The organism is Sorangium sp. KYC3313 (genome assembly GCF_052075895.1).
Taxonomy (GTDB): Bacteria; Myxococcota_A; Polyangia; order Polyangiales; family Polyangiaceae; genus Sorangium; species Sorangium cellulosum_B.
This window is the reverse complement of sequence record NZ_CP197255.1, coordinates 6,759,523-6,784,658: the sequence shown is the minus strand read 5'-3', so window position 1 is coordinate 6,784,658 and position 25,136 is coordinate 6,759,523. Positions and strand designations below refer to the sequence as shown.

General features: G+C 72.2%; 17 protein-coding genes and 1 pseudogene. 9 read left to right on the top strand and 9 right to left on the bottom strand.

Features of this window, described 5'->3' with window-relative positions:
* Window positions 1-14 precede the first annotated feature (14 nt).
* Window positions 15-1,082, bottom strand: a complete 1,068-nt coding sequence (locus ACSRUE_RS26380; RefSeq protein ID WP_441285998.1) for a glucose-6-phosphate dehydrogenase assembly protein OpcA — start codon at window positions 1,080-1,082, stop codon at window positions 15-17.
* On the bottom strand, window positions 1,079-2,668 hold the full coding sequence (gene zwf / locus ACSRUE_RS26375) for a glucose-6-phosphate dehydrogenase (RefSeq protein WP_441285997.1): 1,590 nt from the start codon (window positions 2,666-2,668) through the stop codon (window positions 1,079-1,081). The genes ACSRUE_RS26380 and zwf overlap by 4 nt, the downstream gene beginning before the upstream one ends.
* 302 nt (window positions 2,669-2,970) lie before the next feature.
* Here zwf and ACSRUE_RS26370 point away from each other — a divergent pair, with 302 nt between their 5' ends.
* The 7 genes and pseudogenes from ACSRUE_RS26370 to ACSRUE_RS26340 all read left to right on the top strand — a co-directional run.
* Entirely contained in the window at window positions 2,971-3,315 is a 345-nt protein-coding gene (locus tag ACSRUE_RS26370) for a DUF433 domain-containing protein (protein WP_012236988.1), read from the top strand.
* Window positions 3,316-3,717: 402 nt separating this feature from the next.
* Window positions 3,718-4,986: a hypothetical protein gene (locus ACSRUE_RS26365; RefSeq protein ID WP_437766948.1), complete on the top strand. Its 1,269-nt coding sequence runs from the start codon at window positions 3,718-3,720 to the stop codon at window positions 4,984-4,986.
* 335 nt (window positions 4,987-5,321) lie between these two features.
* Window positions 5,322-9,152 (top strand): serine/threonine-protein kinase, encoded by a 3,831-nt coding sequence (locus ACSRUE_RS26360; protein WP_441285996.1) that lies wholly within the window; start codon window positions 5,322-5,324, stop codon window positions 9,150-9,152.
* Window positions 9,149-9,958 (top strand): lysophospholipid acyltransferase family protein, encoded by an 810-nt coding sequence (locus ACSRUE_RS26355; RefSeq protein WP_441285995.1) that lies wholly within the window; start codon window positions 9,149-9,151, stop codon window positions 9,956-9,958. The genes ACSRUE_RS26360 and ACSRUE_RS26355 overlap by 4 nt, the downstream gene beginning before the upstream one ends.
* A gap of 58 nt (window positions 9,959-10,016) precedes the next feature.
* The gene (locus ACSRUE_RS26350) at window positions 10,017-10,163 is read left to right on the top strand and encodes an ATP-binding protein (protein WP_441285994.1); all 147 of its coding nucleotides are present in this window, start codon (window positions 10,017-10,019) and stop codon (window positions 10,161-10,163) included.
* Between the two features lie 72 nt (window positions 10,164-10,235).
* Window positions 10,236-10,430, top strand: a complete 195-nt coding sequence (locus ACSRUE_RS26345; protein WP_441285993.1) for a hypothetical protein — start codon at window positions 10,236-10,238, stop codon at window positions 10,428-10,430.
* Window positions 10,412-11,059, top strand: a pseudogene (locus ACSRUE_RS26340) (DNA alkylation repair protein); the annotation flags it as partial. The gene ACSRUE_RS26345 and the pseudogene ACSRUE_RS26340, both read left to right, overlap by 19 nt.
* Window positions 11,060-11,420: 361 nt before the next feature.
* On the opposite strand, the gene ACSRUE_RS26335 reads toward ACSRUE_RS26340, so the two are convergent.
* From ACSRUE_RS26335 to ACSRUE_RS26315, 5 genes are all read right to left on the bottom strand, one after another.
* Window positions 11,421-11,969, bottom strand: a complete 549-nt coding sequence (locus ACSRUE_RS26335) for a DUF892 family protein (RefSeq protein WP_441285992.1) — start codon at window positions 11,967-11,969, stop codon at window positions 11,421-11,423.
* 98 nt (window positions 11,970-12,067) lie between these two features.
* The gene (locus ACSRUE_RS26330; RefSeq protein ID WP_441285991.1) at window positions 12,068-14,383 is read right to left on the bottom strand and encodes an alpha/beta fold hydrolase; all 2,316 of its coding nucleotides are present in this window, start codon (window positions 14,381-14,383) and stop codon (window positions 12,068-12,070) included.
* 62 nt (window positions 14,384-14,445) lie between these two features.
* Window positions 14,446-15,027 (bottom strand): hypothetical protein, encoded by a 582-nt coding sequence (locus tag ACSRUE_RS26325; protein WP_441285990.1) that lies wholly within the window; start codon window positions 15,025-15,027, stop codon window positions 14,446-14,448.
* On the bottom strand, window positions 15,024-16,307 hold the full coding sequence (locus ACSRUE_RS26320) for an AAA family ATPase (protein WP_441285989.1): 1,284 nt from the start codon (window positions 16,305-16,307) through the stop codon (window positions 15,024-15,026). The genes ACSRUE_RS26325 and ACSRUE_RS26320 overlap by 4 nt, the downstream gene beginning before the upstream one ends.
* Window positions 16,308-16,403: 96 nt before the next feature.
* Complete coding sequence (locus tag ACSRUE_RS26315) at window positions 16,404-18,983, bottom strand: DEAD/DEAH box helicase (protein WP_441285988.1); 2,580 nt, start codon at window positions 18,981-18,983, stop codon at window positions 16,404-16,406.
* Window positions 18,984-19,356: 373 nt separating this feature from the next.
* Between ACSRUE_RS26315 and ACSRUE_RS26310 the strand changes: the two genes are divergently transcribed.
* Window positions 19,357-21,855, top strand: a complete 2,499-nt coding sequence (locus ACSRUE_RS26310) for a hybrid sensor histidine kinase/response regulator (protein WP_441285987.1) — start codon at window positions 19,357-19,359, stop codon at window positions 21,853-21,855.
* Window positions 21,856-21,954: 99 nt separating this feature from the next.
* Complete coding sequence (locus ACSRUE_RS26305) at window positions 21,955-22,263, top strand: rhodanese-like domain-containing protein (protein ID WP_441285986.1); 309 nt, start codon at window positions 21,955-21,957, stop codon at window positions 22,261-22,263.
* A 16-nt stretch (window positions 22,264-22,279) separates the two neighbouring features.
* On the opposite strand, the gene ACSRUE_RS26300 is transcribed toward ACSRUE_RS26305, so the two are convergent.
* The gene (locus ACSRUE_RS26300) at window positions 22,280-22,603 is read right to left on the bottom strand and encodes a hypothetical protein (RefSeq protein ID WP_441285985.1); all 324 of its coding nucleotides are present in this window, start codon (window positions 22,601-22,603) and stop codon (window positions 22,280-22,282) included.
* A 64-nt stretch (window positions 22,604-22,667) separates the two neighbouring features.
* Window positions 22,668-24,971 (bottom strand): protein kinase domain-containing protein, encoded by a 2,304-nt coding sequence (locus tag ACSRUE_RS26295; RefSeq protein ID WP_441285984.1) that lies wholly within the window; start codon window positions 24,969-24,971, stop codon window positions 22,668-22,670.
* Window positions 24,972-25,136: the final 165 nt, after the last annotated feature.

The window sequence follows — 25,136 nt, the reverse complement described above, 5'->3', positions numbered from 1 at the left end:
CCTCTCGGCCCTCGTCAAAGGGCGCTCCACTTCGCCGCGGCGAGCACCGCCTCGCGCAGCAGCCGATCGCCCTCCAGCGAGTCGATCGTCTTCGCCAGCACCCACGTCTCGTCCCGGTAGCCGAGCGGGTGCAGGTGCTCTGCCGACCGCGCCCCCTCCAGGGTCCACCGCACCGTGCCGGGCGCCTTGTCGAGCCGCACGCAGCCGAGCGTCAGCGGCTCGCCGCGCAGCGACGTCCACAGGCGCACGCCGTCGAGCCGCCGCCACGCCTGCGCGTCCGCCGGCGGCCCGTCGACCAGCGCGATCTCGATCGGCGCCCCGTCCGCGCCGCGGGCGCGGCCGACCACGCCGCCGCTGGACGGCGCGGGCCCCCGCGACTCGAACGTCCAGCCGAGCCGCGAGCCCATCCAGCCGAGGAACAGCGCCGCCGGATCCGGCTTCGCCCCCGCGCTGCGCGCGATCTCCACCCGCCGGATCGCCCGGCACGCCTCCGGCATGTCGTCGAAGAACCGGGCCACGAGCTCGCGGAACGAGAACGTCCGCACGAACGCCCGGTCCGCGAGCGGCGCCCTCGTCTCGCGCGCGACCTCCGCGATGCGCTCGATGCACGTCTCGGCCGAGTCGAACACCAGCCGATCGCAGATCGGCGCGAGCGCGTCGCCGAGCACGTTCGGCGCACCAGGCGCGAGCTCGACGATCACGGCCACGTCCGAGATCGTGAGCGCGCTCACGACCGAGGCGACGCGCTCGGCCGCGGCCACCCCGAACGTGATCTCCACCCGATCGTAGCAGATCGGCACCTCGCCCGCGCGGCGGCACGTGGCCGACCAGTCGGCCTGGACGCTCAGCGGGTCGAGCCGGTCGTCGAGCGTGATGAGCAGGGTGCGGCCCGCGTGCGTCTCGGCGAGGTCCTCGGCCTGCTCCTTCAGGCGCTCGACCTCGGCGCGGCTCCCCACCGCCACGAAATTGAGGGTCGACGCGCGCGTCTTCGGGGCCGGCTCCGCCCGCGACTCGTCGGGCGCCGACCAGAACTCGGCGAGCTCCGACTCGACCCGCTTGATGACGTCGGCGACGCGGCTCACGGCCGCCTCCACGCCCGCTCCGGGGCCTTCCCCCCGTCGCCCGCACCGCACACCGCGCGTACGTCCTCCGACGACGGCTCCACGAGGGCGTCGGCCTCCGGCGGGCCCCAGCTGCCCGCGGCGTAGCGCGCGATCGGCGCGCTCTGCGTCCGCCACCCCTCGAAGATCGGATCGACGAAGCCCCACTGCGCCTCGACCTCGTCGGCGCGCGTGAACAGCGTGGCGTCGCCGCGCAACGCGTCGAGCAGGAGCCGCTCGTACGCCTCGGGCGTGCTGGAGCCGAACGCGGCGCCGTACCGGAAATCCATCGTGACGCCGCGGATCGCGATGCCGCCGCCCGGGATCTTCGCCGCGAAGCGGAGCGAGATGCCCTCGTCGGGCTGGAGGCGCATCACGAGCGCGTTCGGCTCCTCGGTGGCGCCGGGGGCGCCCTTGAACAGGCCGTGCGGGAGCGGCTTGAAGTGCAGCACCACCTCGGCCACCCGCTTCGCCAGCCGCTTGCCGGCGCGCAGGTAGAACGGCACCCCGCCCCAGCGCCAGCTGTCCAGGTGGAGCTTCATCGCGACGTAGGTCTCCGTCGTCGAGTCCTTCGCGACGTCCGGCTCTTCCGTGTAGCCGGGCACCTTCTCGCCGCGCACCATGCCGGGCGCATACTGCCCGCGCACCGTCGACGACAGCGCGTCCGGGCCCGCGATCGGCCGGAGCGAGCGGAGCACCTTCACCTTCTCGTCGCGCACCGCGTCCGCGTCCCACGACGACGGCGGCTCCATCGCGACCAGCGTGAGCAGCTGGAGCGCGTGGTTCTGCACGATGTCCCGCGTGATGCCGACCTTCTCGTAGAACTTGCCGCGGCCCTCGACGCCGATCTCCTCGGCCACGGTGATCTGCACGTGATCGACGTGCTGGCGCGACCAGAGCGGCTCGAAGATCGTGTTGCCGAACCGCAGGACGAGGAGGTTCTGGACGGTCTCCTTCCCGAGGTAGTGGTCGATCCGGTAGATCTGCGACTCCGCGAGGTGGGCGAGCAGGTCGCGGTTGAGGGCGCGGGCGCTCTCCAGATCCTCGCCGAACGGCTTCTCGACGACGACGTGCTGGAACGGCGCGTCCTTCTCGTGCGACGGCGGCGCGACGAGGTTCGCCGCGCGCAGGCCGCGCACGATGGGCGCGAACTGGTCGGGGGCGACGGCCAGGTAGAAGACCCGGTTCTTGCGGGTGCCGCGCTCGGCGTCGAGGCGCTCGAGCTCCGCGGCGAGCCGGGTGTACGTCTCCTCCTCGTCGAACGACCCCTGGACGTAGCTGATGCCCTTCTCGAGCTCGCTCCAGGTGGCCTCCTCGAGCGGGCGCCGCGAGTGCTTCCCGACGGCCTCGCGCATCTCCTTCGCGAAGTCCGGCTTCGGGCGCCGCGCCACGCCGACGACGGCGAAGCCCCCGGTGAGGAGCCGGCTGAGCGTCAGGTTGTAGACCGCGGGCAGCAGCTTGCGCCGCGTCAGGTCGCCCGAGGCGCCAAAGATGACGAGCGCGGCCGGCGAGGCGGTGCGCTCCTCGGGCATCCCTTCGCGAAGCGGGTTCTTCTCGGCTTGGGTCATGGTGGGTGAGCTCCGGTCGGTGACGGCGACGGGCACGATGCTCGCGCGCCTCCGCGGCGTAGGGTAGTCCGGATAGCACGCGCGGGCGCGGGCGGAACGATGCGAGAACGATGCCGGAGATCCCGCGACGCGGGCGCCACGCGGGGACGACCGCGCGGGCGCGCACCGCCCGCACGCCCGCGCGGTCGCCCGCGCGCCCACGCAGCTCAGCGCCCGCGCAGCCCGGCGCCCGCGCCGAGCGTGCCCGCCGGCTCGCGGCGCCCTTCCATCCGATCGCGACCGGTACTAGGCTCCTCCGCGCGATGGCCGCGCCGGTGCTCCCGCGAATCCGCGTCCCCCACCCCCACGTGCGATGCGATAGCCAGGTGCTCGCCGGGAGCCCCCACGTCCTCGGGTCGCGCGTCCCGGTCCGGCGGCTCTGGGCGTGGCACCGCGGCGGCGCGTCGGTGGAGACGCTGCTCAAGCGGTACCCGAACCTCGGGCCCGCGCGCGTGCTCGACGCGCTCGCGTTCGCCTACGACAACCAGGACCTCATCGAGGCCGACATCGCGCGCGAGCAGCTGCTCTTCAAGAAGCAGGGCGGGCCCACGGTCGGCGCGCGCCCGCTCGCTCAGCTGAACCTCCCCTTCGACGAGGACGACGAGTGAGCGGCGCCCGCGAGGGCGCGGCGGGCGAGGGACGGGGCGCGCGGAGCGCGGCGCGCCGCGCGTGAGGCGCCGCGGGCGACGTGCCGTGCGCGCCATGCGAAGCCCCTCGGGCGATAACCAGGTGAAACGCCTCGCCTCACCTGCGATGCAAACCGCCGTCCCCGCGCGATGAGCTCAGCTTGATTCTTTACAGCCACCCTGACTTGGGGCAATGAGGGCCGTCCGTCGCTGGAGCCCGCAGTGCGGGGGCTGCTCAGCGTTGCGAGGGACCGTCGCGCAGGATCGCGGCTGTCCCAGCTTTCAAGGTCGCGGCTGCTGGTGTAGGGTCCGCGCTCCATGGGGTACCGATCGAGGTGCCGGAGGGTTTCTGAGATGAGCGTCAATCGATGGAAGTTGTTTGCGATGCCCGTGGCCCTTCTGGGCCTGGCCTCGCCTCTCCTCGTGAACTGCGGCGGTAAGGGGTTCCCCGGTGCGGACAGCCTTCCTGGCCCCGCCGGTGACCTGGCGTCGGCCGCGAGCGGCTGCGACGAGCTCAAGAACGGCGGCATCGCGAACCTCAAGTTCGACGGCGGCGCCGAGGTCGAGGGCAAGATCAAGGGCTTCCTCGACGCGGCTGCGTCGCTCGACAAGCTCACCGCCTCCATGGAGGCGGACCTCATCGCCTCGTGCGGCAAGCTCGGCAAGGACCTCGGCATGAGCGACGCGGAGCTCAAGGCCGACGCAGGCGGCGGCAAGGGCGCCGAGAAGGTCTGCGGCGCGGTCTCGGCCAAGGTGAACGCCGCCGTGAAGGCGAACGCCGAGGCGAAGATCACCGTCCAGATCGATCCCCCGAAGTGCTACGCCGACATCACGGCCATGCAGACGTGCCTCGGCGAGTGCGGGTCGCCGGTGCAGCCGGGCAAGCTCGAGGCGAGCTGTGAGGGCGGCGAGATCAGCGGCAAGTGTGACGCCGAGTGCAAGGGCAAGTGCAGCGTCGAGGCCGGCGCGGCGTGCACCGGCACCTGCAACGCGAGCTGCTCGGGCAAGTGCGACGTCGGCTTCAAGGGCACCTGCGGCGGCAAGTGCGACGGCAAGTGCGACGGCAAGGAGTCGAAGGGCGCGGCGTGCGCCGGCTCCTGCGAGGGCAAGTGCGACGCCAAGGCCGAGGGGTCCTGCTCGGGCACCTGCGAGGGCAGCTGCTCCGGCTCCTGCGAGGTCAAGGCCGCGGCGAAGTGCTCCGGGTCCTGCTCCGGCGGCTGCAGCGCCGAGATCAAGGAGCCGAAGTGCTCGGGCGAGTTCAAGCCCCCGAGCGTCGACCCGAGCTGCCAGATGCAGTGCACGGCGAAGACCGCCGGCGAGGCGAAGTGCGATCCGCCGAACGTCCGCATCGTGGCGAACGGCAAGGTGAACGCGGACGCGCAGAAGCTCGTCGCCGCGCTCCGGACGTCGCTCCCGGCGATCGCGAAGGTGCAGCTCGGCTCCGGCAAGAAGCTGGCGGCGGCAGTGTCCGGCGTCGGCAAGGCGGGCGTCGAGGTGAAGGACGTGGCGCTCAAGGCCGGCGGCAAGGCGGTCGCCTGCGTCGCGGCCGCGGTCGACGCGTCGGCCAGCGCGTCGGCGTCGATCGACGTCAACATCAAGGCGAGCGCGAGCGTCAGCGGCTCGGCGAGCGGTTCGGCCAGCGGCGGGACCTGATCCCCGGCGCGGCCTGAGCGCGGACGCGGCGGCGGTCCCCTCCTGGGGGCTGCCGCCGTCGTCATTTCAGGCGCCGAATCCGGGCTCGCGGCGCAGCTTTGGATGCGAGCTCACCTTTCCTGTCGCGGCGCGCGAGCGCGAGGGTCGAGATCGGCGCCGGATGCGCCGCCCAACGTTGCGGGCAGGTTTCTTGGCCAGACAGCCGCGATGCGGCAAGCCGTCAAAGCGGCGTGCTTCCGGGAGGCTGCCGGGCCATTGCGCGCTGTCGCGGCGCTCGTCCGGAGTATCATGGTGCGTCGGCGAACGATGACGGGGCACTCGGAAGGGCAGGAGCGATGGTCGGCGATCCCTTGATCGAGCGCGGCGCCAGGATCGGCGAGTACACGATCGACGATCGCCTCGGCGAGGGCGGCTTCGGCGCCGTGTTCCGCGGCCGTGACGGCGCCGGCAACGACGCCGCCATCAAGATCTTCAAGGACGTGAGCGCCCAGAACGCCGGGCAGCTCTTCGCCCAGCAGAACGAGATCGAGGCGCTGCTCCGCCTGCGCCACCCCTCGCTGGTCAAGCTCTCCTCGTACGGCGTCCTCGACGGCGTGGGCCTCTACCTCGCGATGGAGCTCGTGCAGGGCGAGACGCTCGACCGGTACCTCGCACGGATGGGCTCGCTCGACACGATCGAGGCCCTGCGCATCGCGCGCCGCGTGGCCGAGGCGCTCGCGCACTGCCACGCGCTCAACGTCCTCCACCTCGACCTCAAGCCGAGCAACATCGTCCTCACCGATCCGTACGAGCCCCGGCTCAAGATCCTCGATTTCGGCCTGGCGACGCTCACCGTGAGCTTCCAGCCCGAGCACGCCCGCGTCAGCGCGGGCACCATCGCGTACCTGGCGCCCGAGTGCCTGAAGCGGGGCGCGCTCGGGCGCCCGAGCCCCCGGATGGACCTCTACGCGGTCGGCGTCATGCTCTACGAGCTGCTCGCCGGCCGGCTCCCGTTCTCGGACGGCACCGTCAACAGCGTCATCAACCAGAAGGTCTACGGCACGCTCGTGCCGCTCGCCCACGCGGCGCCCGAGACGCCGGCGCCCGTCGTCGCGCTCGTCGAGGAGCTCCTGGAGCGCGACCCGGCGCGGCGCTTCTCCAGCGCGGCCCGGCTCTGCGCTCGGCTCAAGGAGCTCTACTACGTCACGCTCCACGGCACCTCGCAGCCCCCGGCCGGGGCCGAGGACGGCGCGCACGAGCGCGACGCCGCCGCGCCGGAGACCTTCGACGACGCGCACGACGCGCCCTTCGTCGGCCGCGAGCAGGAGCTCGGGCGGCTCATCGAGCTCGTCCAGGGCGCGGTGCGCGGCGAGCCGCGGCCGGCCGTGGTGGTCGGCGACACGGGCGTCGGCAAGAGCCGCCTCGTCGCCGAGCTGCTCCGGAGCGCCGAGCAGGCGGGCACGGCGATCGTCGCGTACGGCCGGTGCAGGGAGCTCTCCGGGCTCGTGCCCTACTCCGCGATCCGCGAGGCGCTGACGCAGATTGCGCTCTGGCTGGAGCGGCACGGCGACAGCCGGGCGGCGCGCATCCGCCGGCTGGTGAGCCTCGTGATCGCCGACGACGCCGCCCTCCTCCGGGGGCTCGTGCCAGAGCTGACGCGCGCGGTAGGGCTCGCCGACGAGGGCGGCGCCATCGGCCCGGGCGGAACGCGCTGGATCGCCGATCTGATCCTGCGGCTGCTCGGCGCGATCTCCGAGGAGATCCCGGTCGTCCTCGCGATCGAGGACGTGCACTGGGCCGACGAGGCGACGCAGGAGGTGCTGCTGCGCCTCTCGGATCAGCTCGGCGAGATGCCGGTGCTGCTGCTCGGCACGGCGCGGCCGCCCTTCGCTCGCGGCTCGTCGATGCCTCCGCCCGGCTCGTCGCTGCCTCCGCCCGGCTCGTTGCTGCCTTCGCCCGGCTCGTCGGCGCTGCGCGGCCCGCCGGGCTCGTCGCCGATGACGCCGCGCGCGGCGGGGTGGCTCGCGTGGAAGGACGTCGAGCGCATCGACCTCGGCCCGCTCCGGCCCGAGGCGAACCGGGCGCTCCTCTCCGCGCTCGGCCGCGGCGCGGGCGACGACCTCGTCCAGGAGCTCGTGCGCCGCGTCCCGCTGCTCGCCGCGGGCAACCCGCTCTTCAACATCCAGGTCGTCCGCAACATGGAGACCGAGGGCTTCCTGCAGCGCAGCCGGAGCGGCGCGCTCGAGATCTCCCGCGCCGACGCGCATTACCTCGCGCCCGCGTCGGTCTCGGACGTCCTCTCGCGCAGCATCGACGCGCTCGATCCCACGACGGTCCAGGTCCTCGGCGTCGCCGCGCTCATCGGCCGCCAGTTCCTGCGCGACGATCTGGTCGAGCTCGGGCTCTTCGACCCGGCGGAGGTCGACAGCGCCCTGCGCCACGCCGCGGCGCACTACGTCTGCCTCGGCGAGGACGGCGGCCTCGCGTCGTTCTCGCACGACGCGGCGCGCGAGCAGCTCGCCGCCCGCGTGCCGCCCAAGGAGCGCTCCGACTACCACGGGCGCATCGCGCGGCGCATCGAGCTGCGCGGCGGCGATCCGGGGACGCTCGCGCACCACGTCGAGCGCGCCGGCGAGCTCGACCGCGCCGCGTCGACGTACCTGCTCGCGGCGGGCGAGGCCGATCGGCTCCAGGATCCGCACGGCGCCAGCCGCCGGCTGAAGCAGGCGCTCGCGCTGCTCGAGCGGCTGCCGCTCGATCCGGCGCGGATCGAGCTCAGGGCCCGCTGCGCGCACGAGCTCGCGCGCGTGGCGTGCCTGCTCGGCAGCACGGCGGAGCCGCTCGATCTGCTCCGCCGCACGCAGGGGGCGCTGCCGGAGACGCCGCTCGTCACGGCGGCCCTCTCCAGCGCGCTGTCGCGCGTGCACTACGTGCGGGGCGAGTTCGCCGACGCGGTGGCGCACAGCCGCAAGGCGCTCGAGGCGATCGGCGCGAGCCCGGAGCTGCGGCCGTACCAGTGCCTGCCGGCGAACATCCTCGGGCGCGCGCTGTGCGCGGCCGGCAAGGTGGGCCCGGCGACCGAGCCGCTCCGCCGCGGCTGCGAGCTCGCGGAGGCGGCGGGCGAGTACGTCGAGCTCTGCCACTCGCGCGGCATCCTCTGCGTCGCGCTGAGCCAGTCCGGCTTCTACGCCGAGGCCGAGCAGAGCGCCGCGGACGCCGCGCGCCTCGCCGAGCGCCTGCGCGACCCGGTGCGGCTGCTCGGCACGTGGTTCTACCACGCGGTGCTCGCGGAGGGCCGGTTCGACTGGGATCTCGGGGTCCGGTCGACAGCGCAGCTGCTCTCGTACGCCGAGGAGCACGGCCTGAGCGGGCTCTACCTGTACATGGGGACGATGTACGCGGGCCGGCACCAGTTCCACATGGGCCAGCTCACGCGCGCCCGCGTGCTGATCGCGAACGCCGTCAACCTGAGCGGCGTGCTGGGCATCGGCATGGGGCGCGGCTGGGCGGAGGGGTACCTGGGCGACGTGTACTTCGTGCAGGGCCTGCTCCGCGAGGCGCTCGCCGCCTACGAGCGGGCGATCGAGATCGGCTCGGCGGGGACGGGCGACGCGTACGCCGTGTGCCTCGGCCGGGTCGGCCGGATGCACGCGCGGGCGCTGCTCGCCGGCGACGCCGGCGACGCCGGCCAGGCCGGCGAGCTCGCCGCGTATGGCCGGGAGACGCTCGATCTCATCCGCGCGTCGGGCAACCGGACGCTGCTGGTGACGGCGCTCGAGCGTCACGCCGAGGCGCTCGACGCGCTGGGCGACGGGGGGGCTGCGCGCGGCGTCCGCGCCGAGCGCGCGGCGCTCGTCGAGGAGCTCGGCCTGACGGATCCGACGTTCTGGCCGCGCGTCCCGGCCGAGGCGGCGTTCCAGGGCCATCCGCGGGCGTACTGGGCCGCTCTGCCGCGCGAGGTCCGGACGGCGAACCCGGGCGGCGTCGGCACGACGCAGGTCGTGGGCGCGACGGTGGCGGAGCTCGCGGCGGCGGCGACGATCGCGGTCCCGGAGGAGGAGCTCGGCGGGCCGACGATCGTGGCGATCCCGCGCCTCCGCCACGTCACGCTGCTGGAGACGCTGGCCTCGGTGGAGGGCTTCGTCCCGCGCTTCGACGGGCCGGAGGCCCCGCCGGTCGCCAAGTGACGGCGGAGGCCGCACGGCCGGCGCCGGCCGGCCCTGTCGAGGTCGTGCGCACGGCGCTCGCCCACACCTGGGCGATGCTGTTCCTCGTCGTGCTGCTCCCCGTCGGGCTGCTCTGTTTTCCCTTCGATCCCCGGCAGCGGATGCACGACCGGCTCTCGGTCGTCTGGGCGCGCGGGGCGCTCTGGCTCGTCGGCGTGCGGGTCGAGGCCGAGGGCGTCCAGCACGTGCGGCCGGGCGAGCGCTACGTGATCGCGGCGAACCACCAGAGCACGCTCGACATCCTCGCGCTCCTGGTGGTGCTGCAGGGGCGCACGCCGATGCGCTTCCTGGCGAAGCGCGCGCTGTTCCGCGTGCCGGTGCTGGGCTGGGGCATGCGCCTGTACGGCCACACGCCCGTCGATCGGCGGCGCGCCCGCGGCGCGCTCGCGGATCTCGGCGAGGCGCAGCGCAACGTGATGCAGCGGTGGTCGACGATGTTCTTCCCCGAGGGCACGCGGAGCGCGACGGGCCGGCTCCTGCCCTTCCGGCTGGGCGCGTTCCGGACCGCCTCGGCCGCGGGCGCGCGCGTCCTGCCGGTGACCATCGACGGCGCGGGCGCGCTCCAGCCGAAGGGACGTTATGCCGCCGCGCCCGGCGTCGTGCGGGTCGTGGTGCACCCGCCGCTCGACCCGCCGGGAACGTCGCTCGAGGCGCTGCACGCCTCGATGGAGGCGTGCAGGTCCGCCGTGGCGTCGGCGTTGCCGGAGGCGCTCCGGGAGGGGGGCGAGGCGGCCGCTCGCCCGGAGCGCTCCGAACCGCGCCGCTGAGGCGGGCACGACGGCAGTCCGAAGCCGCCGGATTGAGCTTCCCCCTTCCGGCGGGAGCATGCGCCTCGGGCTCTTCATTTGCAGGGAGATCGTCAGGGCGCACGGCGGCCAGATCTTTGTGCGCAACACGGAAGGCAAGGGGGCGACCTTCACGGTCCGGCTGCCCCGGATCGAGGACCGACGAGCACACGACTTGATGCGCTGAATCGACCCCGCTCTCCTGCGCTCGCACGCGGCCGGCCGGGCGGCGCTGCGGGGAGGGACGTCGGCAGGAGGCGTGGAGGCGCTGATCGTGCTCCTCGGGGGGCTGCCTGCCGCTCTGTCAGCGTCTCTGTTCGTGGTCCTGCACCTTCCGCCGACGGCGCGGAGCGGACCGAGGCCGCGGCGCCGCGGAGGGCGCGGCGGCGCGCTCGCGCCATGGCGCACGATGGCCAGAAGGGCTAGGTGTGGCCCATGGATTTCGCCAAGGTGATGGGCGAGCTGGAGCGGCTTGGCACCGAGCAGAACCGCAAGGTGTACCGGCGCCACGGCATGACCGATCCGCTCTTCGGCGTGAGCTTCGCCCACATGAACGCGCTGGAGAAGCGGATCAAGCGCGACCACGAGCTCGCCGAGGCGCTCTGGGCGACGGGCAACGCCGACGCGAGGACGCTGGCGGTGGCGATCGCCGATCCGGAGCGCTTCACCTGGGACAAGCTCGAGGCGTGGCTCGACGGCCTGCGCTCTCCGCTGCTCATCGACCTCCTCATGATGCGCGTCGCGCTGAAGACGCCGTTCGCCCGGGACGCGATGGCGCGCTGGACCGCGTCGAACGACGAGTGGCTCGGCCGCGCGGGCTGGACGCTCCTCGGCTTGCTCGCGACCGAGGACCCTTCGCTGCCCGACAGCGTGTTCGAGGAGCGGCTCTCGGTGATCGAGGCGTCGATCCACCGGGCCAGGAACCGCGCCCGCGAGGGGATGAACAGCGCGCTCATCAGCATCGGCGGGAGGAACGAGCCCCTGCGCGGCAAAGCGCTCACGGCGGCGCGGCGCATCGGCAAGGTCGAGATCGACCACGGCGAGACGAACTGCAAGACGCCCGACGCGACCGCCTACATCGAGGCGATCTGGTCCAGGAAGCCGGCCGCCGGGCCAGCCGCGAAGCCCGCCAAGGCCGCTGCGAAGCCCGCCAAGGCCGCTGCGAAGCCCGCCAAGGCCGCTGCGAAGCCCGCCAAGGCCGCTGCGAAGCCCGCCAAGGCCGCCGCCGCGAAGCGGGCCTAGAGCGACAAACGGGTTGAAACCACGAGAAAAAGCAGGAATTTCACAGGGAGACGGGGAGGCGGGGAGCGAGAGACGGCAAGAGGGAGAAATTCGTTTTTTTCTTCCTCCCCGCCTCCCCGTCTCCCTGTGAAAATTCTCCGGGTTTCAACGTGATGGGTGTTCTAGCCCGCTGGTTCCGCCACACGCGCCGTCCGGCGCTGGATCACGCCGGGTGCGCTGTCGTGAACAGCTCGCCTGGCGGCCCGAGCAGCTCCTTGCGGGTGAGCCGCTCGACGACCTTGCGCGTGAAGATCAGGTGATCTTCCTCCTCGTGCAGGCGGCGCCGGAACGCCTGCCTCGCCTCGCTGTCGTCCGCCTCGTCGGCGAGCTCGAGCAGCAGCTGCCAGCCGGCGTTGTCGACGAGCTCCGCGGTGAGCAGCGCGTGGAAGAGGTGGGTCGGGTTCATGTCCCCGTCGAGCACGATCTGCTCGATGCCCCGCGACTCGACCGTGACGAGCCGCGACATGTCTGTCTCGGCGTGCGCGTCCCCGCCCAGCGCGCGGATCTGCGCCTCGAGCCACTCCTCGTGCTCCTTCTCCTGGTCCCGGTGCTCCTTGAGCTCGCCGAGCCGGGCCATCAGGAGGGGATCGGCCGCGCGGCCGATCTTCTCCACGATGGAGTCGTAGAGCTTGACGCTTGCGCGCTCGAAGGTCAGCCGCTCGCTGAGCAGGTCGATGGCCTTGTCCCGGTTCGTCTGTGCAAGCTTCTTCATCGATGCCTCCGACCGGGGCGCATGCGATTCGCAGGCCGCCGCGCGCCGCGCCTGCGAGGCGGGCAGAGGGCCGGCCGGCCGGGCGCGGCGCGCGGCGATCAGAGGTGCTCTGTCAGGTACTCGACGATGGCGCGGTTCGCGTAATGGCTCGCGGCAGGCGACCGGTAACCGTGCCGCTCGCCCGGGAACACGAGGGTGTCGAACCGCCTGTCCGCGACCATGAGCGCCTCGATCATCTTCGCCGTGTGCGCAAAGTGCACGTTCTCATCCATGAGCCCATGCATGAGGAGCAGCTTGCCGCGCAGGTTGCCCGCGCGCTTCGTGAGATCGGTCGCCTCGTACCGCGCGGCCTCCTTGGCGAGGAGACCCATGTACCGCTCCGTGTAGCCCGTATCGTACAGCCGATCATCGCTCACCGGTGAGCCCGCGACGCCCACGTGGAAGCGGTCCGGCGCCATGAGGAGCGCCTCCAGCGCCATCCTGCCGCCGTAGCTGTGGCCGTAGATCCCGACGCGGCCCGCGTCGACGTAAGGCAGCGTCTTCAGGAAATCGAGGCCCGCGAGCTGGTCGGCGAGCTCGACCTCGCCGAGGCGCCCGTAAATGGCGGACTCGAACGCGCGCCCGCGGTTGGCCGAGCCGCGGTTGTCGAGCTGAAACACCACCACCCCGCGGTCCGCGAGGTGATTCCACAGGAGCCACGGCGACCACGAGTTGAAGACCGTCTGGACGCCGGGCCCCCCGTACACGCTCACCACGACCGGATAGCGGCGGCCGGGCTCGATCCTCCGCGGCGCGAGCAGCGCGCCGTAGAGCGTGTCGCCGCTCGCGGCGCGCACCTCGACGATCTCGGGGGCGCGCAGCTCGAGCTCCGCGAGCTCGCGGTCCACGGGCGCCGGCAGCGCGCCGACCTCGGCGTTGTCCGCGCCCCTCACCGCCCCTCTCCACGGGCGATCCAGGGCCGCGTGGAGCTCGACGTACCCCGGCCCCCCCGGATCCACGGTGATCTGGTGCATCCCCGGGTCGGACGTGAGCCGCTTCACCTCGCCCCCCGCGAGCGGCACGGTGTAGAGGTGGCGCTCGGTCGGGCCATCCTTCGTCGCCACGAAGCGCGCGAGGCCGCGCTCCTCGTCCGGCGGAAGGAGCGAGGTGATGTCCCAGTCGCCCGCGGTGAGCCTCGCGAGCTCGGCGCCCGAGCCTGTGTCCCGAAGCGCGAGGTGGCGGTGGCCGCCCTCGGCGGTCGACCAGAGGAACCTCGGCGAGCGCTCGAGGAGCCGCATGTCCGCGAAGTCCACCCACGTCGGCGAGGTCTCGACGACGACCTCGGCGGCCTCGCCCGAACGCGGCCTCGTGCGGAGGAGCGAGAGGCGCTTCTGGTCGCGCGAGAGGGTCTGGAACCAGAGCGCCTTGCCGTCTTCCGCCCAGGCGAACCGGCCGAGGTAGCGCTCGTCTTCGCCATCGCCGCCCTTCCACGTGAGCCATGTCGTCTTCCTGGTGGCGAGATCGAGGATGCCCGCCCTGACGCGGGGGTTCTTGCCGCCGACGCGCGGGTAACGCGCCATCATGAGATCTTCCTTGCCGTCGCGGAAGCCGAGGACTGGCACCTTCTCGACCTCTCGCTCGTCGACCTCCAGGTAAGCCACCCGGTCGCAGCCGGGGGAGATCCAGAAGCCGCTCGGCTCATCGAACTCCTCCTGACCGTTGAAGTCGCTCAGGCCGCGCGAGACCCCCTCGGGCGCCCCCCGGGTCAGCGCCGTCTCGCGGCGCGAGGCGACGTCGATCATGAAGAGCTCGCGCCCGCGGACGAACACCACGCGCTCACCGCCGTCGCACACCTTCGGATCGATCTCCGGCTCGGGCGTGTCGGTGAGCCGCGCGATCGCCCCTTTCGGGTCGCGCACGAAGAGGTCGCCGCCGAAGGGGAGGAGCAGGACCTCTGCCCGCTTCGCCCACGAATAGGCCGTGATCCCCCTGGAGAACATGCGCTGTCGCTCGCGGCGGAGCTCCTCCTCGCGGGACAGCGGCTTCGCGTCCTTCAGCAGGTCGCCCGACGCGACGAGCTGCCGAGTCTCGCGCGATGTGGTGTCGAAGGCGAAGAGAGACTGCTCCGGCCGGTCCGCCTGCCGCTGGAGGTAGGTGATCAGCTTGCCGCCGGGCGCGTACTGGATCGCCCTGGGCAGCCGCGCTCCGAGCGGCGGTTGCCTACCGAGGTGGGCGAACGTGATCCGGCTCGCCTCCGGCCCGGCGATGCGCGCCCTGTCCGGCGGGGCGGCCTGCTTCACCGCCGCGGCGGCCCCGGCCGGGGCGGCCCTCGGCGGGGCGGCCCTCGGCGGGGACGAGCCGGTGGGCGGGGCGCAGGCGGCGGCCAGGAGGAGGGGGAGCGACCACCAGCGAGCGGGGAGCAGCGGACTTCGCATGTCCGCTATCTCTCCCGCTGCCGCGGGGATGTCAAACAGTGCTGCCCGCCGCGTCGTCCGGGTCAGATCCGCGCGCGGATCCGCGCGGCGAGGCGCCCGAGGTCCTCCGGGCAGAGCTGGAGGATACGTCGTATCGAGCGCGCCGCCTCTTCCGCGACGATAGCCCGGCCAGCAGCATCAGCGGCCATCTTGCGGTGCTGTGTCAGGAAGCTCGCGAAAAAGGATTCCTTCGGGTGAGCATCAGCGCGAATTTCGAGCCATTTCCACTCCGAGGGGAGGTTGTGCCCCGCGAGCACCCAGACCTCGATCTCCTCGATCGCGAGCTCGCCGAGCAGAGCCTGCCCCTCCGCCAGCACGGCGGCGCTCCGCTGCTCCAACGAATCGAGGGCGGCTCGCCGCCCGGCGTTCTGCGCACCATCGCGATCGACGAGGAGCAGAAAGAGATCGGTTTGGCCTCCCCAGCGATCGATGATCTTGTGAATGCGCTCCCACTTGAGCGCCTCCCCTACACCGCCGAGCACCGGCTGCTCGCAGACGCGGACCTTGGCCTTGGGCCTGCCCAGCTCGGCCATGAGCGCCTGGATGATGGGCCTGAGCAGCTCCTTGTCCCGGCGTGAATCCTCGGGGATGATCAAGACGTTCACGGCCCGCTCTCCTCGGGAGAAGCTCGCTTCGTGGGCTCTCTCGGGGATGCGGCGAACTCCATCATGTCCTCGAACCACCCCGACGCCAGCAGATCACCGCGATCATGGCCGCGGAGGACGCGCTCCGCGTCGGGGACATCGACGAGGCGGACGATGCGACCGGACGGCTCTCCCTCCAGTCGGTAGACGAGCGATGCGTGCGCGAGGAGCTCGTCGTCGAGCTGCGCGAGGAGCGCGGGCGAGTGCGTCGTCGCGACGACTTGGACGCGGCCGTCGCGCGCCCGTGCGCTGATGAGGTCGAGCAGGAGCCGCAGCCGGCTCGGGTGGAGGCCGCTCTCGATCTCCTCGAGAAAGAAGAGCGTCGGCTCGGGTGAAAGGAGGGCGGCGAGGAGGCCGAGGAAGCGCAGCGTGCCCTCCGAGGCGCTGTACGCGGACAGCTCGGTCCCGTCCTTCTCGACGAGGACGAGCAGCACCTGCCCTCGAAGATCGGCTGGGAACTTCAGATCGACCACGTCCATCGGCGTCAGCGCGCGGAGCCAGTGCAGGAGCTCCGATTTGGTGTCCTCGCGCGAGCAAAGGGTCTGCAGGACGGAGGACAAGTTCTCTCCACGATCGGAGAGGTTGGCTTGTCCCGGAACGCTCGGCTGGCACATGGCGGTGGGAGCGAGGTCGATGAAGCGCATCGACCCGAGCGCGCGCTCGGCGCTGATCACGGCGTCAGGGGGCTCGCCAAGGAGCCTCGTCAGCGCTGGAGCATCCGAGCGCTCGGACTGCATCCAGGAGCCGGGCCCCTCGATCGAGTAGGTCTCATTGACCGTGATGATCAGCTGCTCCGGCGGCTGTCCTCCCGACGTATTGCGGTGCGGGCGTGCCTCGTAGACGAGGATGGGGCTCGTTCCGCCAGAGCGAAGCGACTCCGCAGCAACCCGTGGCAACGGAGCTGTCTCCACCTCGATGGAGTATCGTCCCACGTCATAGACATCGCCCCCCTCGGTGGCCAGATCGATGTCCACCTCGAGGACAAAGCTCCCCGCCCCCCGGAAGCTCGCCTCCCGCACGCCGCCGCGCAGCCCGTCCCATTGCCGCTCGCCGGCCGTGTACTTGCCCCCGAAGATCTCTGCCAGCGTGTACCCACGCCCGACCCCGTGCAGGAAACGGAGCGCCTCGCGCACGTTGCTCTTCCCCGCCGCGTTCGCCCCGACGAGCAGCGTGAACGGACCCAGCGAGAGCGTCGCGTCCTCGAAGTTCTTGAACCGTACCAGGCGGACCCGCCTCAGCATCGTTCAACCCTACCCTTCTCCGCGCGTTGCTCCGCCTCGGCCCTGGAGCATCCCATGCGATGGTCGAGCCCCGTCAGCGCTGCCGCTCCCTCTCGATCAGCTCGCGATGCGCCGGAGCACGATGACCGGCCGCCCCGCCTCGCGCGAGCGATCGATATCCACCTTGCAGTCGAGCATCCAGTCGTTGTGGTCCTCCGGATCGGCGATGATCTGCTGGACCACCCAGGAGCCGCCGTCCTCGGCGGGGTGGACGATCGTGTTGCTCGGGCTCCGGGCCGCCGGATCGGTGCGGATCGCGGCGTGCTCCGCGTAATAGCCTCGGAGCGCCTCGTCCAGCCGCTCCGCCGTCCACGGCGCCTCCTCCCCCTCCACCATCTCGGCGGCGACCTCGTAGTCGCGGCGGGACAGCGCGCGCAGGAAGAAGAAGAGCTCGTTCCTCACGAGCACGGTGAACTCCTTGACGTTCCGCGTGACGTCGAACGCGGCCGGCTCCCCGGCGCCGCCCGGGGCCGCCGCGCGCGGCTGGAACGACGGGTCGCGCAGCCGCTCCCACTCGTCGAGAAGGCTCGAGTCCACGCCGCGGATGAGCGCCCGGAAATAGGCGATCATGTCGATGGTGTCGCCGTCCTTCGCGTACTCGGGCACCGTCTGGACGAGCGCCTTGTACACCTCGGAGACGTACCTGAGGAGCAGCCCCTCCGCCCGCTCCAGGTTGTACTCCCGGATGTACTCGCTGAACGACAGGTATTGCTCGTACATCTCGCGCGCGACGCCCTTCGGACGGATGTTCTCCTGCCCCACCCAGGGGTGCCGCCGCGCGAAGTCGTTGAAGGTCCCGTAGATGAACTCGCGGTTCGGCCTCGGATAATCGAGCTTCTCGAGCTCCTCCATCCGCTGCTCGTACTCGACGCCCGCCGCCTTCAGCTCCGCGAGCTTCTCGGTCTTCAGCCGATCGAGCTGCTTCTGCAGGATGAGATCGGGGTTCTCGAGGATCGACTCCACGAGCGTCAAGAGATCGAGCGGATAGGTGCCGCTGTCGGGATCCAGCTTGCCCACCGTCTCGAGGACGTAGAGCGAGAGGGCGTGGTTCAGCGAGAAGTCTTCCTGGAGATCCGCGTTGATGCGGAGGCGCTTGCCCGGCCCGTCTTCCCTGGGGACGAACTCGATGATGCGCGCCTCCACGAGCGAGCGGAAGAGGAGCATCGCCGTCCTGCCGTGCTGGCGCCGGACCGCCGGCCGATCGTGGGTTCCGCGGATGAGCCGCTTCAGCGCCTGACAGCCGCCCTCCTCGCGCCCGAGCACGTTGACGAGCATGCCGTGCGTGACCTGGAACCGGGACACGAGCGGCTCGGGCGGCGACTGGATCAGCCGCTCGAACGTCTGCCGGTCCCAGTGCACATAGCCCTTCTCCGGCGGCTTCTTCCTGACGATCTTCCGCCGCTTGGCCGGGTCGTTCCCCGCCTTCGCCTCGAGCTTCATGTTCTCGATGACGTGCTCCGGCGCCTGGGCGACGACGCTCCCCTGGTTGTCGAACCCCTTCCGGCCGGCCCGGCCGCTGATCTGCTGGAAGTCACGCACGCTCAGGATGGCCGTCTTCTCGCCGTCGAACTTGCAGAGCTTCGTGAACAGCACCGTGCGGATCGGGATGTTGACGCCGACGCCGAGCGTGTCCGTGCCGCAGATGATCTTGAGGTGCCCCTGCTGGGCGAGCTTCTCGACGAGCAGCCGGTATTTCGGCAGGAGCCCCGCGTGGTGGAGCCCGATCCCGTGCCTGACGAAGCGCTGCACCTCGCGGCCGTAGGGGCTCGAGAACTTGAACGGACCCCCGAACGCGGACCCCGGCCCTGCGCCCGCGAGGGCGGCGGTGATCGCCCGCTTCTCCTCCTTGGTGCAGTAGTCCTGGCTCATCAGGTTCTGCGCCTCCTCGGCGCAGCCCCGCTGCGTGAAGCTCACGATGTAGATCGGCGCCTTGCCGCTCTTCACGAGCGTCGCGACGGTCTCGTGGAGCGGCGTCTCGCGGTACTCGAAGTCGAGCGGCACCGGGCGCACGGTCGACTTGACCACGGCCGTCTGCTCGCCCGTCAGGCGCGTGAGCTCCTCCTGGAAGAACTCGGTGCCTCCGAGCGTGGCGCTCATGAGCAAGAACCTCGCCTGCGGCAGCGTGAGCAGCGGGATCTGCCAGGCCACGCCGCGATCGCGATCCGAGTAGTAGTGGAACTCGTCCATGATCACGTAGTCGCAGAGCGCCTTCTCGCCCTCGCGGAGCGCGATGTTCGCGAGGATCTCCGCGGTGCAGCAGATGATGGGCGCGTCGCGGTTCACGGCCGCGTCGCCCGTCAACATGCCCACGTTCTCGGGGCCGAAGTCGTTGCAGAGCGAGAAGAACTTCTCGCTGACGAGCGCCTTGATCGGGCACGTGTAGTACGACTTCATCCCCTCGGCGAGCGCCTTGAAGTGCATCGCGGCCGCGACGAGCGACTTGCCCGAGCCGGTCGGCGTGTTGAGGATCACGTTCTTGCCGCCGAAGATCTCGAGGATGGCCTCCTCCTGCGCCGGGTAGAGCTCGAGCCCCCGCTCGGCGACGTAGTCGAGGAAGCCGTTCAGCAGATCGTCGGCCGTGAAGTCGTGCGGCGACGGCGGGAGGCGAGCGAGGAGCGGTGCGGCGGCTTGATCCATGGCGGCTGTCGGGCGCGCGCCCATGGGCGCGCGCCCACCATGCAGAAGCCTGGTTTCAGCGAGAATGCAAGCAAACTCCTCCATGTCCAGGTCGGATCGCCAGCGACGCGCGATGGGGGCGGAACCGACGCAGCGAGCGGGACCGACACCGCTGACGCGCCGGCGCGACCGACACAGCAGACCGAAGAGGCAAAGCGGACGCAGCAGGCTCCGTCCAGGCGATCCGGACGCGCAGAGGACGGAGGCGATCGGGTCGCCATGCCGCCCGCAGCGTCACGCGATCGTGATAGCGTGGCCGGACGAAACAGCGGGAGGGAGCGCCATGCACACACGGCCGATCGGGCGGGTGCATGGAGGATCGGGGCGGGCGGGGATGGGGGAGACGGCCGGACAGCCAGCCTGGGCGACGCGATCGCCCAGCAGGGGGACCGCGCAGATCGACGCGTCGAGCGGGCGGATCGTGCGCGTCAGCAGCTCGCTCTGCCTGCTGCTGGGCTACTCGGAGGACGAGCTGCGCCAGAAGAAGCTGTCGGAGCTCGCCCTGCCGGAAGACCGCACGCGCTCGCTCGCGGCGTGGCGCTCGCTCCTCGAAGCGGACGAGGAGGACCTCACGTTCGAGATGCGCTGCCGCTGCAAGGACGGCGGCGTCCGCTGGCTCCACGTGACAGGCGTCTTCGTCCGTGACCTCCGGCAGAGGCCGTATCGCGCGGTGATGCTCGTCGAGGACATCACCGAGCCGAGGAACGCGGAGGAGCGGGCGCTGGCCGCGGAGCAGGCGCTGGCGGAGGCGGCGGTCCGGAGGTGCGAACAGTTCTTCCGCGCCATCGGGGAATCCATCGATTATGGCATCTGGGTCAGCGACGCCGACGGGCGGAACGTCTATGCCAGCAACGCGTTCCTCAGAATGGCCGGGATGATGCAAGAGCAGTGCTCGGAGCACGGGTGGGTCGAGGCGCTCCACCCCGAGGATCGGCACAAGGTGGCGATCTTCCAGCGGTGCGTTCAGACGGGTGAGCCGTTCGAGGAGGAGCTCCGGTACCTCGGCCCCGGCGGCGTCGTCCACCCCGTCCTCAACCGGGGCGTCCCGGTCCGCGACGAGCGAGGCAAGATCACCGCCTGGGTCGGCATCTGTCTGGACATCAGCCGGCTCAAGCGCACGGAGGAGGCGCTGCGCGAGAGCCAGGGCCGCCTCCTCGCGGCGCTCGACGAGGCGCAGCGGGTCCTCACCGAGCGCGAGCGCCTGGAGGACGAGCTCCGCGCTCGCGAGCGGGAGCTCGCGTCGCTGATGGCGAACTCGCCCGACGTGATCTACCGCCTGGATCGCGACCTGCGCTGCACCTTCATGTCGCCCACCTCGGCGACGGTGATGGGGTTCCCGCCGGAGCACTACCTCGGCAAGACGCCCCGCGAGAACGGGCTCCCGCCCGACGTGGTCGAGATGAGCGAGGCCGTGTGCCGCGAGGTGCTCGCGACCTCCAAGCCGCTGCGGCTGGAGTTCGGCATCGGCGAGCGGAGATTCCGCGCCCGGGTCATCCCCGAGCTCGGGCCGAGCGGCGCCGTGGACTCGTTCATGGGGATCACCGAGGACGTCACCGCGGAGCGGCTGGCCGAGGAAGAGCGCCAGAAGCTCCTCGACAGCGAGCGCGCCGCGCGCGACGAGGCGGAGCGGGTGAGCCGGGTCAAGGACGACTTCGTCGCGACGCTCTCGCACGAGCTGCGCTCGCCCATCAACGCCATCCTGGGCTGGGCGCGCATCCTGCGGGGCCGGGTGCCCGAGCCGCCGACGCTCGCGCGGGGGCTCGAGGTCATCGAGCGCAACGCGCGGCTCCAGGCCGACATGGTGTCCGAGCTGCTCGACATGAGCCGGATCGTCTCGGGGAAGCTGCGGCTCGACGTGCAGCCGGTCGACCTGGCGTCGGTCATCCGGAGCGCGCTCGAGGCGATCCAGCTCGCGGCCGAGACGAAGGGGATCGCGGTCGCCTCGAGCATCGACCCCTCAGTGAGCTCGCTGAGGGGGGACCCCGCGCGGATCCACCAGGTCGTCTGGAACCTCCTGTCGAACGCCGTGAAGTTCACGCCCCCGGGCGGGCGGATCGACGTCGCGCTGCGGCGCGCGAGCGCGCACGCCGCGCTGTCGGTGACCGACACCGGGATGGGCATCGCCCCGCAGTTCCTCCCCCACCTGTTCGAGCGCTTCCGGCAGGCGGACGCGTCCTCGACGAGGAAGCACGGCGGGCTCGGCATCGGGCTGTCGATCGTCAAGCACCTGGTCGAGCTGCACGGCGGCGCCGTGGAGGTCGCGAGCCAGGGCGAGCATCTGGGCGCGACCTTCACCGTGACGCTGCCGCTCGCCGGCGTCTCGCAGGAGGCGCCCGGCGCGGCGGAGCGCCCCAGCGAGGCGCGCGTCGAGGCGCTGGCCGACTACCCGGGCGCGTCGCTCGCCGGCCTGCGGTTGCTGGTGGTCGACGACCAGCCCGACGCGCGCGAGGTCGCCCAGCGCGTGCTGGAGGAGTGCAAGGCGACGGTCACGACCGCGGGATCCGCCGCCGAGGCGCTGGCCATCCTTTCGCAGGATCGGCCCGACGTCCTCGTCAGCGACCTCGGGATGCCGGGCGAGGACGGCTTCCAGCTCATCCGCAGGGTGCGGGGCCTCGGCGAGGCGCGCGGCGGGGCGACGCCGGCCGTCGCGCTCAGCGCGCTGGCTCGTGTCGAGGACAAGGCGCGGGCGCTCGGCGCCGGGTACCAGGCGCACGTCGCCAAGCCGCTGGATCCGGCGGAGCTCGTCGGGGTGATCGCGGCGCTGGCCAAGGATCGGGCGAACCAGACGAACCAGACCAGCCAGACGGATCCGACCGATCGGACGGGCCAATGAGCGGCAGTTGCTCCGGGGGAGCTCCTTGGATTAGGTAGAAGCCTTTACGCCGCCGTCCACGGCGGGATGGCGAGCACGGTCATGGTCCAACAGATTTCCGTGAAAGACCTCTTTCTGAAGCTGAAGGCGGGCGAGCCCGTGTACCTCCTCGACGTGCGCACGCCCGGCGAGCACGAGATCGCCGCGCTGCCGGGCAGCGCGCTGATCCCGCTGAACGAGCTCGTCGAGCGGGCCGACGAGGTCGCCCCCGGCGAGGGCGCGCTGGTCGTCGCCTACTGCCACCATGGCGTCCGGAGCCTCTCGGCCGCCGCCCTCCTCGAGAAGCTCGGCCACGAGCGCGTCGCCTCGCTCCAGGGCGGCATCGACGCGTGGTCGATCCACATCGACGAGAGCGTCCCGCGGTACTGATCCCCCATCGACGAGCTCAGTTGAGCGAGGCGGCGCCGAGCCGGAAGTAGAGCGATCGGCCTGCGCCGCACGCGCTGCAGGCGACCTTCGCGACGCGGAGGCGGACGCCGTCGAGCGTCTCGGCCGTGTGGTCTTCCACGCGGAAGGCGCCGCGGCAGCGCGGGCACGGGATCGACCGGGCGGCCACCTCGACCTGCGAGGCGGCGTCGAGGGCGATGGCGCGCCCGGGGGTGTAGCCCGGCTCGAGCAGCGCGAGCCGCTCGATGTCGCGGGTGAGCTTCGCCGAGGAGCGATCGCTTTCGCGCCGGGCGGCGCGGGCCGAGAGCTTCTTCTTCGCCATGATGCCTGTCCCTGCGGCCCGCCGGCGCGGGGACGCCGCCCGCGCGGGGAGCGCGAGGCCGGGTCTACCGCCTGTCGCGGATCGACTCCAGGCCCTCGTACACGTCGTCGGCGCCTCCGCCGTTCACGTCGCGCTCTGGCGAGACGGCGCCCGAGCGCGAGGGCGCGAGGGTGCCGGGCCGCCGCACCTTGGGAGGCCGGCCCCCCTGCCGGCGGCGCTCGGGGACCGCTGCGGGGTCGGGCGTCGTGGCGGCGGCGTCGACCGCGGAGGGCGAGTCGGCCCCGGCCGGATCCGCGGATTGCGAGGGCGCTTCCGGGGCCGGCGCGCCGCCGGAGGGCGCGGGCGTGCCGAACGGCGCAGGGCCGGCCGTGCTTGCGACGGCCATCGGCGCGTCCTGGCCCGCCGGCGACCTGGCGGCCACCGGCGCGCTCGAGCTCGCTGTCCAGCGCGCCGCGCCGAGCGCTACCGCGGCGAGGAGGGTTGCGGCGGCCGCGATCCACGTGCCCGCGCCGCGGTGCCAGCGGAACGCGCCGGAGCGCCACCGATCGCGGCGGCGTTCGGTCCCTTCGCGCGGGCTCCAGGCGATCTCCTTCCCGTCCGGCTGGGCCAGCGGCACCGCCTGCTTGCCCGCGCCGAGCCGCCGCGGCGGCGCCCCCCGCTTGCGCGCCATCGTCAGCGTGGGGGAGTCGTCGCGCGCCATCGTCAGCGTGGGGCCTTCCTCGCGCGCCATCGTCAGCGTGGGGCCTTCCTCGCGCGCCATCGTCAGCGTGGGGCCTTCCTCGCGCGCCATCGTCGGCGTCGGCGTCGGAGCGTCCTCGCGCGCCATCGTCAGCGTGGGGCCGTCTTCGGGAGCCGACTTCAGCGCGATGCCGCTGTCCTGCGCCGTCTTCAGCGCGGCGCCGCTGTCCTGCGCTGTCGCCGGCGCGGGGCCAACGTCCTGCGCCATCTTCAGCGCGGCGCCGCTGCCCTGCGCTGTCGCCAGCACGGAACCGCCGCCTTGCGCCATCTTCAGCGCGAGGCCGTCGCTCCGGGACATCGTCAGCGTGGGGCCTTCCTCGGAGCTCCCCCCGTGCGAGGACCGGTCGTTCCGCACCATCTTCAGCGTGGGCCTGCTGTCCTGCGCCGGGGTCGTGGGGCCGCTGCTCCGCGCCAGCCCCAGCGAGGGCCGCTCCGCGACGGCCACGTGGGGGAGCGTGCGACGCTCGCTGGACGAGGTCGCCGCCGCGGCGCCCTGGCTGGGCAGGGTGGTCACGTGGTCGCCGCCGGGCGAGAGCGCCGTCGAGCAGGGACCTGCCCCGGCTCCCGCCCGCTTGTCGGCGTCCGGCAGGGTCGACGACGCGCCCGGCCCGTCGTTGGCCGCGGCGGGGAGCGTGCTCGCGACGCCGTCGCCCGAGGGCCCGAGGGGCCGAGACGACGGAAAGGCCTTACCCCGGGCGATCGCCTCGATCTGCGCCAGGGCGCGGGCGGAGTGCTCCGAGCCGAAGGGCGCGAGCTCTCGCGCCAGATCCGCCACGGTCTGGACGCGCAGCTCGGGCTCTTTCTCGAGGCAGCGGAGGATGATGTCCTCGATCCGGGCCGGCAGATCCATCCGGTGCACCCGCGGCGGCGTGGGCGCGTGCATGGCGATGGCGACGAAGAGCGCCGAGATCCTCGACACCTCGAAGGGAAACCGCGCCGTCAGGAGCTGGTAGAGGATGACGCCGAGCGACCAGATGTCGGTGCGCGCGTCGACGTCTTTCGAGCACCGCACCTGCTCGGGCGACATGTAGCAGGGGGAGCCGAGCATCACCTCCGACGCCGTGAGCTTGCCGTCGTCCTCGGCGGCGGCCGACTTGGAGAGGCCGAAATCGAGCACCTTGACGATGGGCGCGCCGGTCGCGCCGGTCGTGAGGAAGAGGTTCCCCGGCTTGAGGTCCCGGTGGACGATGCCGCGCGCGTGCGCCTCGGCGATGGCCTCGCAGCCCTGGATCACGTAATCGACCGCCTCGGACACGGGCAAGGGGCCGCGCGCCTCGATCTCCCGCTGGAGATCGCGGCCGCGCAGGTACTCCATGACGAGGTAGGGGACGCCGAGATCGGCCGTGCCGACGTCGATGACGCGGGCGACGTGCTCGCTGCGGATCGCCGCCGCGGCGCGCGCCTCGCGCAGGAACCGGGCGCTCGCGCCGGGCAGCGTCATCGCGCGGGGAAGGAGGAACTTGACGGCCACGCGCTGGCGCAGCGAGACATGCTCGGCGGCGAAGATGACGCCCATGGCGCCCCGGCCGAGGCTGCGCTCGAGGCGGTATTTCTGCGCGAAGACCTCGCCTATCGCTGGGATGCCCGCCGTCGACGCGGGGGCATCCGGTTCCGATGGCCCGACCTCCATGCGCACACTATAGCCGCGCTCTCGCTTTTTTTGACGCGAAGATGCGGGGCGTCCGGGGTGAACGCGGCAGAATGCGGGGGCAGCGGAACGCGGTCGCGAGGGTCGCGTAGGGGGGCCGCGGCGCAGCGTTGGCTCGGGTGAGCCCAGCGCGTCCGGAGCCATCGC